General features: G+C 71.3%; 15 protein-coding genes. 11 read left to right on the top strand and 4 right to left on the bottom strand.

The annotated features are described in order from the left end of the window. Positions 1-12 precede the first annotated feature (12 nt). On the top strand, positions 13-636 hold the full coding sequence (locus C4V41_RS39995) for a hypothetical protein (protein WP_103961417.1): 624 nt from the start codon (positions 13-15) through the stop codon (positions 634-636). Between the two features lie 122 nt (positions 637-758). Here C4V41_RS39995 and C4V41_RS39990 read toward each other — a convergent pair whose 3' ends face one another. Both C4V41_RS39990 and C4V41_RS39985 read right to left on the bottom strand, forming a co-directional pair. Beyond that, complete coding sequence (locus C4V41_RS39990) at positions 759-1,436, bottom strand: NADPH-dependent FMN reductase (protein ID WP_103961228.1); 678 nt, start codon at positions 1,434-1,436, stop codon at positions 759-761. Between the two features lie 268 nt (positions 1,437-1,704). Then, positions 1,705-2,634 (bottom strand): acyl-ACP desaturase, encoded by a 930-nt coding sequence (locus C4V41_RS39985; protein WP_103961227.1) that lies wholly within the window; start codon positions 2,632-2,634, stop codon positions 1,705-1,707. Positions 2,635-2,711: 77 nt separating this feature from the next. Between C4V41_RS39985 and C4V41_RS39980 the strand changes: the two genes are divergently transcribed. After that, complete coding sequence (locus C4V41_RS39980; protein ID WP_103961226.1) at positions 2,712-3,152, top strand: NUDIX hydrolase; 441 nt, start codon at positions 2,712-2,714, stop codon at positions 3,150-3,152. Positions 3,153-3,209: 57 nt separating this feature from the next. On the opposite strand, the gene arfB is transcribed toward C4V41_RS39980, so the two are convergent. Then, complete coding sequence (gene arfB, locus C4V41_RS39975; RefSeq protein WP_103961225.1) at positions 3,210-3,617, bottom strand: alternative ribosome rescue aminoacyl-tRNA hydrolase ArfB; 408 nt, start codon at positions 3,615-3,617, stop codon at positions 3,210-3,212. A 167-nt stretch (positions 3,618-3,784) separates the two neighbouring features. Between arfB and C4V41_RS39970 the strand changes: the two genes are divergently transcribed. The 3 genes from C4V41_RS39970 to C4V41_RS39960 all read left to right on the top strand — a co-directional run bounded on the left by C4V41_RS39970 (position 3,785) and on the right by C4V41_RS39960 (position 6,850). After that, positions 3,785-4,603: a hypothetical protein gene (locus tag C4V41_RS39970; RefSeq protein ID WP_103961224.1), complete on the top strand. Its 819-nt coding sequence runs from the start codon at positions 3,785-3,787 to the stop codon at positions 4,601-4,603. Further along, a complete protein-coding gene (locus tag C4V41_RS39965) occupies positions 4,600-5,199 on the top strand; it encodes an HAD family hydrolase (protein ID WP_103961223.1) in 600 nt (199 codons plus the stop codon). The genes C4V41_RS39970 and C4V41_RS39965 overlap by 4 nt, the downstream gene beginning before the upstream one ends. A gap of 94 nt (positions 5,200-5,293) precedes the next feature. After that, entirely contained in the window at positions 5,294-6,850 is a 1,557-nt protein-coding gene (locus C4V41_RS39960) for an alkaline phosphatase D family protein (protein WP_103961416.1), read from the top strand. Between the two features lie 198 nt (positions 6,851-7,048). Here the strand turns inward: C4V41_RS39960 and C4V41_RS39955 are convergent, their stop codons facing one another. After that, positions 7,049-8,581 (bottom strand): efflux RND transporter periplasmic adaptor subunit, encoded by a 1,533-nt coding sequence (locus C4V41_RS39955; protein WP_103961222.1) that lies wholly within the window; start codon positions 8,579-8,581, stop codon positions 7,049-7,051. Between the two features lie 146 nt (positions 8,582-8,727). On the opposite strand from C4V41_RS39955, the gene C4V41_RS39950 reads away from it, so the two are divergent. From C4V41_RS39950 to C4V41_RS39925, 6 genes are read left to right on the top strand one after another with little or no spacing between them, the layout of a single operon-like run. Beyond that, positions 8,728-9,852 (top strand): efflux RND transporter periplasmic adaptor subunit, encoded by a 1,125-nt coding sequence (locus C4V41_RS39950; RefSeq protein WP_235030675.1) that lies wholly within the window; start codon positions 8,728-8,730, stop codon positions 9,850-9,852. Beyond that, on the top strand, positions 9,849-10,604 hold the full coding sequence (locus C4V41_RS39945) for an ABC transporter ATP-binding protein (protein WP_103961221.1): 756 nt from the start codon (positions 9,849-9,851) through the stop codon (positions 10,602-10,604). The genes C4V41_RS39950 and C4V41_RS39945 overlap by 4 nt, the downstream gene beginning before the upstream one ends. Beyond that, positions 10,601-11,854 (top strand): ABC transporter permease, encoded by a 1,254-nt coding sequence (locus C4V41_RS39940; RefSeq protein ID WP_103961220.1) that lies wholly within the window; start codon positions 10,601-10,603, stop codon positions 11,852-11,854. The genes C4V41_RS39945 and C4V41_RS39940 overlap by 4 nt, the downstream gene beginning before the upstream one ends. Before the next feature lie 10 nt (positions 11,855-11,864). Then, positions 11,865-12,395: a DUF5666 domain-containing protein gene (locus tag C4V41_RS39935; protein WP_103961219.1), complete on the top strand. Its 531-nt coding sequence runs from the start codon at positions 11,865-11,867 to the stop codon at positions 12,393-12,395. Beyond that, positions 12,392-13,084 carry a response regulator transcription factor gene (locus tag C4V41_RS39930; protein ID WP_103961218.1) on the top strand — a complete coding sequence of 231 codons (693 nt, stop codon included), beginning with the start codon at positions 12,392-12,394 and terminating at the stop codon, positions 13,082-13,084. The genes C4V41_RS39935 and C4V41_RS39930 overlap by 4 nt, the downstream gene beginning before the upstream one ends. Further along, entirely contained in the window at positions 13,081-14,535 is a 1,455-nt protein-coding gene (locus C4V41_RS39925; RefSeq protein WP_103961217.1) for a sensor histidine kinase, read from the top strand. Before C4V41_RS39930 ends, C4V41_RS39925 begins: the two co-directional genes overlap by 4 nt. Position 14,536: the final 1 nt, after the last annotated feature.

The following is a 14,536-nucleotide window of genomic DNA, read 5'->3' as shown; positions in this document are numbered from 1 at the left end:
AGGCTCGGTGCCATGAACCGCGTTTACCTGGAGACCGGCCCGAAGAAGGTGTTCGCCTGCTCGCTCGACTGGCCCGGCTGGTGCCGGATCGGCAAGGGCGAGGAGGCGGCCATCTCCCGGCTCATGGACTACGTGCCCCGCTACCGGGTGATCACCGACCGGGCGGGGCTGACGTTCGAGCCCGGGGACCCCGAGGTGGTGACCCGGGTGCCGGGGTCGGCGACGACGGACTTCGGCGTGCCGTACGAGGTGCCGGGACTGGACCTCGAACCGCTGCCGGGCGCCGAGGCCGAGCGGCAGGTGGCCGTGCTGCTCGCGGCCTGGGACGTGTTCGACGAGGTCGCCGCCGTCTCGCCCGAGGAGCTGCGCAAGGGGCCGCGCGGGGGTGGGCGCGACCGTACGAAGATCGTGGATCACGTGACGGAGGCCGAGCGCTCCTACGCCCGGATGGTCGGCGTCCGTCACAAGCCGTATAAATCGCCCGAAGACCGGGCGGCGATGCGGGCCGAGCTGACCGGCGTGCTGTCGCGCCCCTGGGAGCCGCCCCTGGCCACCTCGTGGCCGCCCCGCTACGCGCTGCGGCGCGTCGCCTGGCACGTCATCGACCACCTCTGGGAGATCGAGGACCGTGTGTGACGGAGGAGAAGATTCTCCCCGGCGCCGCCCAGCCCTATACGCGTCCGCCGGGATCGCTGACCGGCTGCGACGGCTCCATGGACGTTCGGGACCTGGAGCCGGGCCCGCGGCTTCCCGAAGGGTCAGACTGACAGAGCGGGCTCCAGAACCGGAGCCGATCGCAGCGACAGCGCCGGCTCCATGACCATGGCCGGCTCCAGCACCTTGGCGGGCTCCATGACCTTCGCCGGTTCGCACACCTTCGCCGGCTCCATCACCTTGACCGGTTCCATGACCTTGGCCGGTTCCATGACCTTGGCCGGGCAGAGCCGGCCGACCACCGCCCGCACCTGCGCCCGCAGCTCAGGAGCCGTCAGACGGCCGTTCTCGTCGAAGTGCGGGCAGGCGGGCGAGATCACCAGCTCCGCCCCCGAAACGACGGCTCCGGCCCCCTGGAGCTGCTTATAGAGCTCCGCCTGCGCCCACATCGCCCCACAGGCCCGCGCGCTCGCGCTCATCACCGCCACGTGCCGGCCCGACAGCCCCTGGCCCGCCGCCATCCAGTCCAGCGCGTACGTCAGCTCGGGCGGCAGCAGGCTGTGCTCGGGAGCGGTCAGCAGCACCGCGTCGCCCGCCGCGACCAGCGCGATCAGCTCGCGTGCCGTGCGCGGGACGGGCCCCGGGACGCACGGCGGGATCTCGCCCAGTCCCTGCCAGACCTCGAACCCGACGCCGTCCGGCAGCTCACCGCCCGCCGCGTCCAGCAATCTGTTGATGAAAGACCCCGCGTGGAGACTGGCGGCGATCCCGATGATTTTCACCCTTGCTCCCCAGGGGTTCCGGTGTTACCGGGAACCTGCCCGATGCCGCCAATGTCCAAGACCATCTGCGGGTCAAGAGGCGCACAGGCTTTGCCGTTCGGGGAGGGCCTTTTCACCGGCCGCGGGGACCGCCCGGGTACTCCCTATCGATCGTCGGAGGCTCGTGGCGACCCAGATGAGCGGCTGGGCGGGGAGATCCATGGGGCAGGATCTTCCCACGTCCCAGCCACTACGCGGGCCACCAGGTCAGCGGCGCATGATCAGAGGGTCACCTGCGGGCGGCGGCGCGGGCGCGGCGCTCCTCGCGGCGCTCGACGAACCTGGCGGCCGTCACGTCCGCCTTGGCCAGGTACGCCGACAGCTCCTCGCGAGCCTGCTCACCCTCCGCGTCCAGCCCGGTCTTGTCGAACACCGCCCACTGGCGCAGCACCGGCATGAGCACGTCGTCGAGGTGCAGGCGCAGGTCGTAGATGCCCTCGTTCGCGATGATCAGGGACTTACGGGCGAAGCCCTCCATGCCCTGGCCCGGCATCTGGAACGTCGTGACGACGTCGGTCACCGAGCGCATGGTCTGGTTGGGGTCGAGCTCGAAGGCCGCCTTGAGCAGGTTGCGGTAGAAGAGCATGTGCAGGTTCTCGTCGGCGGCGATCCTGGCCAGCAGCCGCTCGCAGCCCTCGTCACCGGACGCCTTGCCGGTGTTGCGGTGGGAGATGCGGGTGGCCAGCTCCTGGAAGGAGACGTAGGCGAGCTGCTGGAGCATGGTGCCGTACTCGGTGACGAAGCCGGACTGCATGTGCGCCATGCGGGCCCGCTCCAGCGCGATGGGGTCCACGGCGCGGGTGACGGTGAGGTAGTCGCGCAGGGCGGTGCCGTGGCGGTCCTCCTCGGCCGTCCACCGGTGCACCCAGGTGCCCCAGGCGCCGTCGCGGCCGAACGTGGTGGCGATCTCGTGGTGGTAGCTGGGCAGGTTGTCCTCGGTCAGGAGATTGACGATGAGAGACACGCGCGCGGCCTCGGGGATTTTGGAGTCGCCGTCCTGCCACGCCTCGCCCCCGTAGATGCCGTCGAAGTTGCGGCCTTCGCTCCACGGGATGTACTCGTGCGGGAACCACTCTTTGGCCACCTTCTCGTGGCGGTCGAGCTCCCCGGCGACCACGGGCTCGAGCTCGTGCAGCAGCTCCGTCTGAGTCATCGCCATAAAAGATCTTCTCCTTCAGGTTACGGTACCGTAGGTTAGGCTACCCGAAGGACATACCGGTCAAATAGGGTGGGCGTATGCGACCCAGTGTCCGCGGTGTCCTACTCGATCACGACGAGCACCTCGTCCTCTTCCGGCGCACGGTGCCCGGCCGGGCGCTGTACTGGACCGTGCCGGGCGGGCACGTGGAGCCGGAGGACGGTTCGCTGGAGAATACCCTGCACAGGGAGCTCCTGGAGGAGCTCGGCGCCACGGTCCGCGCGGTGACGCCTCTGGTGACGATGTCGTATCCGTGCGAGGGCGGGCTCAAGACCCAGCACGTGTACGGCTGCCGTCTCGTCTCCATGGACCCTGGCCTGCGTCACGGACCGGAGTTCTCGGACCCTTCGCGGGGGCTGTACGAGGTGGAGCGCGTCCCTCTGGCCCGAACGGAGATCACCTCCAGAAACCTCGTCCCCAAGGCGGTGGCCGGCTACCTGTCGGCCAGTATCGCATCCCTCCCCAGGCTCATCACCTGATCACCGCTTCCCGCGGTGGTCGCGCACGGTCCGGCCCTCCGTGCCCCTTCGCCGGGGTCAGAAGTTGCGGCGGAGGCGTTTGACGTCGGAGCGGTGTTTCTTACTGGCGATCCGGCGCTCCACGGCGCCCCGGCTCGGCTTGGTGGGGCGCCGGCGCTTGGGGGGCGCGGCGATGGCCTCGCGCAGCCGTTGCGCCAGCCGGTGCGCTGCGGCCTCGCGGTTGCGGAGCTGGGACCGGTACTCCGAGGCGGCGATCGTGATCGTCTCCGCCCCCAGCCGCTCGATGGCCCTGGCCTTGAGGGCGGGCGGCAGCGCGACGCTGGACGCCACGTCGAAGGTCAGCTCCACCCGGCTGTCGGTCGTGTTGACGCCCTGGCCGCCAGGGCCCGAGGAGCGGGAGAAACGCCAGACGAGCTCGATGTCGGGAATGACGATCGAGTCGTTGACGACCAGCGGGCCTGGCATGGGCGGGGCTCCTGTTCTCGAATGCACCCTTTGTACGACATGTCACCGTATATGGACGCCATATGCCGTCCGCAATGCCATTTTCCCCGGAAAACCCGTTTGACGGCAGGCCGCAAGCAGCGTATGCCATTATCGCGCGAAAAGATCATGGGGTCAGGGGAGGCGCGGTGGCCGTCATCGTCGGCGTGCACGGGATCGGGAAGTACAACTACTACCTTCAGGCCGGAAGGTCCGCGGCGGGGGCCGCCGAGGCCATGCGGCTGAAATGGGACCGCTATTTGCACGCGGCGCTCGGGGGAGAGTCGCGGGCCTACTTCTCCGAGATCGCCTACTTCTCCCACCACCTGCGCGACGACGACGGCTCCGTGCCGCGGCGGGCGGCGGCCGCGATGGAGGCCCAGACCCAGCGCGTACTCGTCGACTGGGCCCGCAACCTCGGCTGGGGCGAGCACGTGACGGGCGCGCTCAAGTCGTTCACCGGCTGGCTGCTGAACCGGCTGGACGACAGGTCGGCGGCGTTCGCCAAGCTGTTCGCGCCGGAGGTGGCCGCCTACCTGACCGACCAGGCCAGGCGCGAGCGGTCCCGGCAGGCCGTGTCGGAGGTCATCAGGAAGCGCCGCCCCAACGTGGTGATCGCCCACTCGCTCGGCAGCGTGGTCGCGTACGAGGCCCTCTGGGCGAATCCCGACCTTGAGATCGACCTCCTGGTCACCCTCGGCAGCCCGCTCGGCATGCGCAACGTCGTCTTCGAGCACCTCCTGCCCGCCCCCATCAACGGCCGCGGCGAGCGGCCCCGGGGCGTACGCCGCTGGGTGAACATCGCCGACAAGGACGACATCGCCGCCATCCCGCCCGACCTCGCCCGCAGCTTCACCGGCATCGACGTCGAAGAACTCGTCAACCTCGACTGGATCGACTTCCACACCGTCGAGAAGTACCTGGGCTGCCCGGCGCTGGACCCGCATCTGCGACCATTTCTCGCATGACGTGGATTGTCTTCGACTACGGCGGTGTCCTGTCCCTTCCGCAGCCCGAGTCCGACGCGGAGGCCATGGCGCACGCCATGGACGCCGACCCCGAGGCGTTCAAGCGCGCCTACTGGGAGCACCGCCTCGACTTCGACCGGGCGACCCTGAGCCCGCACGCCTACTGGGCGGCGGTGCTGGACCGTCCGGTCGGCCACGCCGAGGTCGCCCGGCTGGTCGCCATGGACATCGCGAGCTGGGCCTACCCCAACGAGGGCACCGTCGCCCTGCTCGGCGAGCTGCTCGCGGCGGGGCGCGACGTGGCGCTGCTGTCCAACGCGCCCGTCTGCGTCGGTGAGGGCCTGGACGAGCTGCCCTGGATCGCCGAGATCGGCCACCGCTTCTACAGCGGCAGGATGGGCCTGGTGAAGCCCGGCAGGGAGATCTACGACGAGGTGGCCCGCGCGCTCGGCACCCACCCCTCCGAGGTCGTCTTCATTGACGACCGCGCGGAGAACGTGGAGGGCGCCGAGCGCGCGGGCATGACCGGCGTACGCTTCACCGATGCTGCCGCGCTCCGCGGAACGTTGTCCGACGTGCCGGGGGCCGCCCGCTGACGGCTGGGCGAAGTCGCGGGACGACCGACGCTGTTCACCCGCGCTTGACTCCGCTGTCACGGCGGGGTCAGCGTGGGCGGACATACCTGTGAACGTGGACCGCAGAGCCTTCCTGACAGCGGCGACAGCCGGCCTCCTTCTCCCGCAGGCCGCCCCCCAGGCGGCGGCCGCCTCCTCGGCCAGAACCCTCAGATCCGACCCGTTCACCCTCGGCGTCGCCTCGGGCGACCCCTCCACCGACGGCTTCGTCCTGTGGACCAGGCTGGCCGTCAGCCCGCTGAACGGCGACGGCCGCGGCGGCATGCCCGCCCGCGACGTGGACGTCGACTGGCAGGTCGCGACCGACGAGCGCTTCGGTGCGATCGTCGAGTCCGGCACCGCCACCGCCAGGGCGCGCGACGCCCACAGCGTCCACGTCGAGCTGAAGGGGCTGCAGCCGGGGCGCGACTACTTCTACCGGTTCAAGAGCCAGGGCCGCGTGTCGCCGGCCGGCCGTACCAGGACGACGCCGCAGGGGGAGACGCCGCTCACGTTCGCGGTGGCGGCGTGCGCGCACTACGAGCACGGCTACTACACCGCCTATCGCCGCCTGGCCGAGCAGGAGCCCGACCTGGTGGTGTTCCTCGGGGACTACCTCTACGAGTACGGCCCCAGCGGCTACACCGCCCTGGCCGGCCGCGTCCGTACGCACACTCCCGGCAAGTGCGAGACGCTCGCCGACTACCGGCTGCGGCACGCCCAGTACAAGAGCGACCACGACCTGCAGGCCGCGCACGCGGTGGCGCCGTGGCTGGTGTCCTTCGACGACCACGAGATCGAGAACAACTGGGCCGGGCCCGTCTCCAGCACTGGCGCGCCCGGGTTCGCCAAGAGGCGGGCGGAGGCGTTCAGGGCGTACTACGAGAACATGCCGCTGCGCCGCGCCAGCGTGCAGGGGGCCGTGCTCCGGGTGAACCGGCGGGTCTCGTGGGGGTCGCTGGCCCGCTTCCACCTGCTGGACACGCGGCAGTTCCGCGACGACCAGGCCTGCCTGGACGGCGTGCGGGCCGGCTGCGACGACCGCCTCTCCGACGAGCGTACGCTGCTCGGCGCCGACCAGTGGCGCTGGCTGGAGAGCGGCCTGAACGGCTCCACCACGCGCTGGAACCTGCTCGGGCAGCAGATCATGATGGCGCACCGCGACTACAAGGTCGGGCCTGGCCGCGAGGTGAACCTCGACTCCTGGGACGGGTACGCCGCCGAGCGCACGCGGCTGCTCGGGTCGCTGGCCCGCACGCCCAACCCGGTGGTGCTGACCGGGGACGCGCACATGCACCACCTGGCCGAGCTGAAGACCGACTTCGACGACCCCGACTCGCCGGTGGTGGCCAGGGAACTGGTGGCGTCGTCGATCGCGAGCGACGGTGACGGCTATCGGGACCGCACGTGGATCTCCGAGGCCCTGCAGGAGAACCCGCATCTGTCCTACATCGACCAGCGGCGCGGTTACCTGGTGGCCCGGCTGAGCCGGGACGAGATGTCGGTCGACTTCCGTACCCTCGACTACATCTCGCGCAAGGGAGCCCGCGCCAAGACCTCCCACCGGCTCATGATCCCGGCCACCACGACGGGCGAATCGGCCGCCGCCAAGGCCGGCGCCGCGCCCCGCTGAACGCTCGCGAAGGCTGAACGTTCGCTGAAAGCCCGCTGAGGATCCGCTCAACCGGAAGGTCCGGCCGGATCCCGGATGGCAGGTCGCCGGGATCCGGCCGGAGGACCGGGCCGGGCGGGCGGGTGGTGACCGTCCGGACCGGCCGTCTCAGGCGCCGGGCGAGTTCCCCGTCGTCGTCGGGGAACTCACCCGGCGTGCTCAAGCGTCAGGCCAGCTCCCGTCCGGGAACTCGCCCGACGTGCCACCCGACATGACGATCTGGTCGCTCTCGGCCAGACCCGAGGTGACCTCGACGTACTGGTCGCCGCGCACACCCGTCCTGATCGCCTTCGCCGTGTCCCGGCCGCCGGAGCGCACGGTGACCACCTGGGTCCCGTCCGGCCGATCGCGTACGGCGGCGGCCGGCACGAAGATCGTGTTCTCGGCCTCGTCGGTGGTGACCGTCACCGAGGCGGTCTGGCCGAGCATCAGCCCCGCCGGTGGCTCGTCGAAGGCCAGTGTGACCGAATACCGGACCAGTTGACCGTCCACGGTCGCGGTCGGCGCGATCGCCGTCACCGTGCCCTCGTAACGTTCGCCGGTGCGGGTGGCCAGGGTGACCTGGGCCTTCTGGCCGAGCTTGAGCCGGTTCACGTCGGACTCGGTGACCATGGCCTGGACCTGCAGTTCGTTCAGGTTGCCGAGGCTGATGAAGGTGCCGGCGCCCGCCGCGTCACCCGCCCGGCCGGCGACCGACAGGACCGTGCCCGCCGCCGGGGCCACGATGCGGGTCGCCCGTACGGCGTCGGCCGCCTCCTCCAGCGCGGCTTCGGCACGGTCGACGTTCGCGGTGGCCTGCTCCTCGCTGAGCCCGCCCTTGGCCCCGGTGCCGCCGTCCGGCCGGGCACAGGAGCCCTGCGACGGGCGGTTCGCGCCGGTGCTCGGCCTGGCCGAGGGCTTGCCCGCCCCGGTGGGCCGGCCGCTCGCCTTCCCACTGGGCGACGGTTTCGCGCTGGTGGACGGTTCGGCGCTGCCGGACGGGCGTCCGCCGGCCTGCTCGGTCCCGCCGCTTCCCGGCGGGGTGGCGGTGACGGTCGTGGTGACGGTGGCCGTCACCGTGGCCGTCACGGTGACCGTCACCGTCGGCTGCGGCTCAGGTTCGGAGGGCCCCGTGGTCGGAGTGGTGGTCGGACGCGGGCTGAAGGTCGGCGAAGGGCTCGGACTGGAGCCCGGGTGCCCGGCGGGATCGACCACGGTCCCGGCGGCACGGTCCCGGGAAGGGTCCGACGGGCCGTAGACACCGCCGGCCGCGGACGTCGGCGCGCAGGTCGCGGAGGTGCCGCCGGTCGAGCCGGTCGAGCCCGCCGAGCTGCTCGACGAGCTGGTCGCAGACGTCGTGGCTGCCTCGTCCAGGGCTTCCTGGGCGGCGGCCAGGTCGGCCTTGGCGGCCGCGTACGCCTCCCGCGCCCCCCGCCCATCGATCCGGGCCAGCACCTGGCCCTTGCGCACCTTGGTCCCGACCTTGACGGACACCTTGGTCAGCGTCCCCGAGGAGCCGAACGCCAGATCCCTGCGCGAGCCGTCCACGGTGCTGCCCGCCGCGCTCACCGACGCCGTGACCTGGCCACGCTGGGCGGCGGCCAGCCGTACCTGGACGGTGGGCGGGGCGTCGTCGCGCAGCGCCAGTGCCAGGCCTGACCCGGCCACGAGCACGGCGAGGGCGAGCCCGCCCAGCGCGAAAGTCGGTCTCATGGCCGCCCATCCTGGCGGGGCAAGATCGGGCCAGGCTGCGAGCACCCTAAGAGTCACCTGTACGCGTCCGGAGACGTACGGGCTGTCAGCGAACGTTCAGCTTGCTCGCGGCTGCGGCGCAGCCTGGTGTGCAAGGGTCACCGGCTGTGAAGGTGTCGATCAGGCGCAGAGCGCTGATTACCAACGGAGCGCTCACGGTGCTCCTGCTGGGCGGTGCCGGGCTCGCCTACGCACAGCTCGGCACAGGACAGGCCGCGGGGGAGACGACCGTCCGGACGGTGACCGCGAGCCGAGGCTCCGTGACCGCCGCGGTGTCCGCCTCGGGCGCGGTCGAGAGCTCCCAGGCGAGAGCGCTGTCGTTCGGTACGAGCGGGACCGTGGAGAAGATCTACGTCAAGGCGGGCGACAAGGTCGCCAAGGGCGATCTCCTGGCCAGGCTGGACGACGCGGCCGTACAGGAGAGCCTGTCGGCGGCCAAGGCGACGTACGACAGCGCCGTAGCCGACGGCACGGACACGGCCGCCCTGTACGCCTCCTACATCAAGGCCCGCAACGCCTACCGGGAGGCCCAGCGCGCGGTGGCCGCCACCGTGCTGAAGGCCCCGTTCAAGGGCACGATCACGGCGGTGAACGGCTCGGTCGGCGGCTCCAGCGGGGGCGGGTCGAGCGGCGGGCAGAGCACGTCCCAGTCGTCAGGCGAGTCATCGGGCGAGAGCTCCAGCGGCTTCATCGAGCTGGCCGACACCACGAAGCTGCAGCTCGTCGGCACCTTCACCGAGTCGGACGTCGGCCGGCTCAAGCAGGGCCAGGAGGCCACGGTCACGTTCGACGCGCTGCCCGGCGTGACCGCCACCGGCGAGGTCACCCAGATCGAGCCCGTCGCCGCCACCAGCGACAACGTCGTCCAATACCCGGTCACGGTCACCTTCACCAAGGTCCCGAGCCAGGTCAGGCTGGGGCAGACCGCCACCGTCGAGGTCGTGGTCGGCCAGGCCGAGAACGTCGTCACCGTCCCCTCCACCGCGATCTCCACCAGCGGCGGCCAGACGTCGGTGACGCTGCTCAAGAACGGTACGCAGACCAGGACGGCCGTCGAGGTCGGCGTGCGCGGCACCGCCACGACCGAGATCAAGTCGGGCGTGTCGGAAGGCGACCAGATCGTCCCCCCGGCGACCTCGACCGGCACCACCACAGGCGGCGGTGGCGGCCAGCGCCAGTTCGGCGGCGGCGGCTTCCCGGGCGGCGGCGGCATGCCGGGCGGCGGGCGATGAACCCCCCGGAGCGGGCGCCGGTCCTGCGCGTACGCGACCTCGTCAAAGAGTACGGCGAGGGCGACGCCAGGGTACGGGCCCTGCGCGGCATCAGTCTCGACGTCGAACGAGGCGACTACCTGGCCATCATGGGCGCCTCCGGCTCCGGCAAGTCCACGCTCATGAACATCCTCGGCTGCCTCGACATCCCCAGTTCGGGCACGTACCTCATCGACGGCGCCGACGTGGGCCGCCTGGACGAGCACCAGCTCGCCATCCTGCGCAACCGCAGGGTCGGTTTCGTCTTCCAGTCGTTCAACCTGATCCCGCGCATGAGCGCGCTCGCGAACGTCGAACTGCCCCTCGTGTACGGCGGCGTCGGCCAGGCCGAGCGGCGCGCCCGCGCCCTGGCCGCGCTGGAGCAGGTCGGGCTGACCGACCGCGTGCACCACGAGCCCAACCAGCTCTCCGGCGGCCAGCAGCAGCGCGTGGCCGTGGCCAGGGCGCTGGTCACCGCGCCCGCCCTGCTGCTGGCCGACGAGCCGACCGGCAACCTCGACACCGCCTCCACCGGCGACGTCCTGGCCATCATGGACCGGCTCAGCGAGTCCGGCCGCACGATCGTGCTCATCACCCACGAGGACGACGTGGCCGCGCACGCCAAGCGGGTGATCAGGCTGGTGGACGGCGAGGTCGTGGAGGACCGCCGCCAGGCCCCGGTGGACGGCCCGCCACCGAGGCTGCGGCCGTCAGAAGAGGCGGCCGTCAGGTGAACCGCCTCGAAATTCTCCGTTTCGCGCTGCGCGGCCTGCTGGCCAACAAGATGCGCAGCTCGCTGACCACGCTCGGCATCCTCATCGGCGTCGCCGCGGTCATCCTGCTGGTCGCCGTCGGCGAGGGCTCCTCGCAGAGCATCCAGCAGAACATCCAGCGCCTGGGCGCCAACACGCTCACCATCTCGCCGTCCTTCTCGGGCGGGGGCGGCGGCGGGATGCGCGCTCCGGGAGGGGGCGGCGGCGGGAACAGCGGGCCTCGGACACAGGCCAGGCAGCTCAGCCTCGCCGACGCCAAGGCGCTGACCGACAAGACGATCGCGCCGTCGGTCAAGACCGTCTCGCCGGTCGTGACCGCCGCCTCCGCCACGTCGGCGTACGGCGCCGCCAGCCACGCGATCGCGCAGTTCGTCGGCACGTACCCGAGCTATTTCGAGGCCGTCAACAAGCCCGTCGCCAAGGGCACGTACTTCTTCAACGACGACGTGCTGGCCGCCAGGAAGGTCATGGTCCTCGGGCAGACCGTCGCGGAGGAGCTGTTCGGCACCCTCGACCCGATCGGCAAGCAGGTCAGCGTGTCCGGGGTGCCGTTCACGGTGGTCGGCGTGCTGAAGGAGGCCGGCTCCACCGGTATGCAGGACGCGGACGACATCGCGATCGCGCCGCTGCCGGCCGTACAGCAGAGCCTGAGCGGGTTCGGCTCGCTGAACCAGATCGTCGTGCAGGCGACCGGCGCGGAGGCCACCACGACGGCGCAGGCCGAGGTCACGGCTATCCTCAACCAACGACACGGCATCACGAACGACAACCCCGACTACCGCGTACTCAACCAGGCCACATTGCAGGAGACCGTCAGTGAGGCGACCGGCACCTTCACCGTGCTGCTGGGTGCCGTCGCCGCGATCTCGCTGCTGGTGGGCGGCATCGGCATCACGAACATCATGCTCGTGACCGTCACCGAGCGCACCCGCGAGATCGGCATCCGCAAGGCCATCGGCGCGCCCAGGAGCGCCATCCTGGGCCAGTTCCTGCTGGAGGCCACGTTGCTGAGCCTGGTGGGTGGGCTGTCCGGGGTGCTGGTGGCGTACGTGGGGACCAGGTTCACCATCGCCGGCATCGAGCCGGTCCTCGTGCCGTCGTCGGTCGCGCTGGCGCTGGGCGTGTCGGTGGGGATCGGGCTGTTCTTCGGCAGTTATCCCGCCAACCGGGCGGCCAAACTGAGGCCGATCCAGGCCTTGCGCCATGAGTAAGGAGAAGGACATGGACAAGCTGGACACCTCGCCGTTCCCCGACGACCTGCGGGACGAGCTCGCCGTCCAGCCCGGCAAGAGCACCTCGAAGCTCACGCTCGCGCTGGGCGCCGGCGTCGTCCTGGTGGCCGGGATCCTCATCGGCATCCAGGCGAACACCGTGTTCGGCGCCCCTCCCGAAGGACCCCAGGCCGGCGCCCAGCAGCGCCCCATGGGCGGCGGCGGGTACGCGCAACGCCCGGGCGGCTTCGGGCAACAACCCGGAGAGGGCCAGCGGATGGGCGGCGGCACCATGGGCACCGTGGAGAAGATCGAGGACGGCAGGCTGTACGTCAAGACCGGCGACGGCGCCACCGTGACCGTCAACACCACCGGCGAGACCGCCATCACCGTCAGCGAGAAGGCCGAACTGACCGACCTCAAGACCGGCACCCAGGTCGTCGTACGCGGCCGCCAGGGCGACGACGGCTCCATGACCGCCACCTCCATCACCCAGGGCACTCAGGGCACTCAGGGCACCCAGGGAGGCGGCCCGCGATGACCGAACCCGAGGCCAGGCTGCTGGTGGTCGACGACGAACCCAACATCAGGGAGCTGTTCTCGGCCAGCCTGCGCATGGCCGGGTTCGAGGTGCTGACCGCGGCCGACGGCAAGGAGGCCCTGCGGGTGGCCGAGGAGAGCACACCGGACCTGGTGATGCTCGACGTGATGCTGCCCGACCTGGACGGCCTGGCGGTCGCGGGCAGGCTGCGCTCCCGCGGCCGCCGGGTCCCCGTGCTGTTCGTGACCGCGAAGGACACCCCCGAGGACCGGCTCGCCGGGCTCGGGCTGGGCGAGGACTACGTGACCAAGCCGTTCAGCCTCGAGGAGACCATCGCCAGGATCCGGGCCGTGCTGCGCAGGACCCGCAGGGGCACCCCGCCGCCGAACCGCATGCAGGTCGCCGACCTGGAGCTGGACGAGGAGAGCCACGAGGTCTGGCGGGACGGCATCCCGGTGCGCCTGTCGCCGACGGAGTTCCGCCTGCTGCGCTACTTCATGCTCAACGTGGGCCGGGTGCTGTCGAAGACGCAGATCCTCGACCACGTCTGGAACGGCGACTGGCGCACCGACGTCGGCCTGGTGGAGTCGTACGTCTCCTACCTGCGCCGCAAGGTCGACACCGGCGAGCGCAAATATCTGCACACGCTGCGCGGGGTCGGCTACATCCTGCGCCCGCCCCGCATATGAGCCGGTTGCGCAAACACCTGGCCAGGGCGCCGCTCTGGCTGCGGCTGCTGTCGGTCACGCTCGTGCTGGTCACCCTGGCCATCACGCTGACCGGCCTGTTCGCCGTACGACTGCTGCGCGGCTATCTCGTCGAGCGCGTCGACCAGCAGCTCCGCGCCGCGACCGTGCCGTGGCGCGACGTGCCCCCGCCGCCCGACGCGCGCCCCAACCCGCGCCCGCAGCGCTACTTCGGCCTGTTCCACGGCGTCGTGCTGGACTCCCAGGGCACCGCGGTCAGGACGATCAGCGAGTCGACCGAGGAGTACCGGCCCGCCCTGCCCCGTCTCACGTTCGACGACGTCCTGCGGCTCAGAGGGCGGCCGTTCACGGTCGAGTCGCGCGGGACGGGCGGCCCGAGCTGGCGGGTCGTGGCGGTGCCCGTCCGCGAGGGCGAGAGCCGGGTGATGGCGATCAGCCTGGGCGACGTGGACGGCACGGTGTCACAGCTCCTCCTGATCGTCGGGGTCGGCGGCGGCGGCACGCTGGTCGTGCTCGGGTTCGCCTGCCACTGGCTGGTACGCCGGAGCCTGCGCCCCCTGGGCGAGATCGCGCGTACCGCCAACGACATCGCGGGCGGCGACTTCGCCCGCCGGGTGCCGCTCTGGGCCGACACCACCGAGGTCGGCAAGCTCGGCCGCTCGCTCAACACCATGCTCACCCAGATCGAGATGGCCGTACGCGAGCGGGAGGCGGCGGCCGACGCGGCCCGCGAGTCCGCCAGGGCGGCCCGGCGCTCCGAGGAGCTGATGCGCAGGTTCATGGCCGACGCCTCGCACGAGCTGCGCACGCCGCTGACCTCGATCAGGGGGTTCGCCGAGCTGTACCGGCTGGGGGAGGAGAAGGACCTGGCCGAGGCCGTACGCCTGCTGCACCGCATCGAGGGCCAGGCGGCGAAGATGGGGCTGCTGGTGGAGGACATGCTCCTGTTGGCCCGGCTCGACCAGCGGCGCGAGCTGGCCCGGCGGCCCGTCGACCTGCTCAGCCTGGCCGCGACCACCGTCATCGACGCCCAGACGCTGGCGCCCGACCGCAGGATCGAGCTGGTACGGCTGTTCGGCGGCGAAGGGGACGTCATCGTGACCGGCGACGAGCCGCGGCTCGGGCAGGTGATCAACAACCTCGTCACGAACGCGCTCACGCACACGCCGCCCGGCACGGCCTTCCAGGTGCGGGTGGGCGTGGACGGCGACCAGGCCGTGGTCGAGGTGGCCGACGAGGGGCCCGGGTTCACGGCCGAGGTGGCGGAGCGGGTGTTCGAGCGCTTCTACCGGGCCGATCCGGCGCGGAGCGCGGGCGGGTCCGGGCTGGGGCTGTCGATCGCGGCCACGCTGGTGGAGGCGCACGGGGGCGTCATCGTGGCGGAGGGCATGCCCGGAAAGGGGGCCTTGTTCCGGGTGATCCTGCCCGCCTGAG

It is taken from the genome of Nonomuraea solani, assembly GCF_900108335.1.
GTDB lineage: Bacteria > Actinomycetota > Actinomycetes > Streptosporangiales > Streptosporangiaceae > Nonomuraea > Nonomuraea solani.
Note: the sequence above shows the minus strand (reverse complement) of the source record. Positions and strands in the feature narration are given on the sequence as shown.

Bases quoted from the DNA above. Each gene is read 5' to 3' on its own strand.
- C4V41_RS39995 (WP_103961417.1), top strand. From the start codon at position 13: ATGAACCGCGTTTACCTGGAGACCGGCCCGAAGAAGGTGTTCGCCTGC.
- C4V41_RS39985 (WP_103961227.1), bottom strand. From the start codon at position 2,634: ATGGCGATGACTCAGACGGAGCTGCTGCACGAGCTCGAGCCCGTGGTC.
- C4V41_RS39980 (WP_103961226.1), top strand. From the start codon at position 2,712: ATGCGACCCAGTGTCCGCGGTGTCCTACTCGATCACGACGAGCACCTC.
- arfB (WP_103961225.1), bottom strand. From the start codon at position 3,617: ATGCCAGGCCCGCTGGTCGTCAACGACTCGATCGTCATTCCCGACATC.
- C4V41_RS39965 (WP_103961223.1), top strand. From the start codon at position 4,600: ATGACGTGGATTGTCTTCGACTACGGCGGTGTCCTGTCCCTTCCGCAG.
- C4V41_RS39955 (WP_103961222.1), bottom strand. From the start codon at position 8,581: ATGAGACCGACTTTCGCGCTGGGCGGGCTCGCCCTCGCCGTGCTCGTG.
- C4V41_RS39945 (WP_103961221.1), top strand. From the start codon at position 9,849: ATGAACCCCCCGGAGCGGGCGCCGGTCCTGCGCGTACGCGACCTCGTC.
- C4V41_RS39935 (WP_103961219.1), top strand. From the start codon at position 11,865: ATGGACAAGCTGGACACCTCGCCGTTCCCCGACGACCTGCGGGACGAG.
- C4V41_RS39930 (WP_103961218.1), top strand. From the start codon at position 12,392: ATGACCGAACCCGAGGCCAGGCTGCTGGTGGTCGACGACGAACCCAAC.
- C4V41_RS39925 (WP_103961217.1), top strand. From the start codon at position 13,081: ATGAGCCGGTTGCGCAAACACCTGGCCAGGGCGCCGCTCTGGCTGCGG.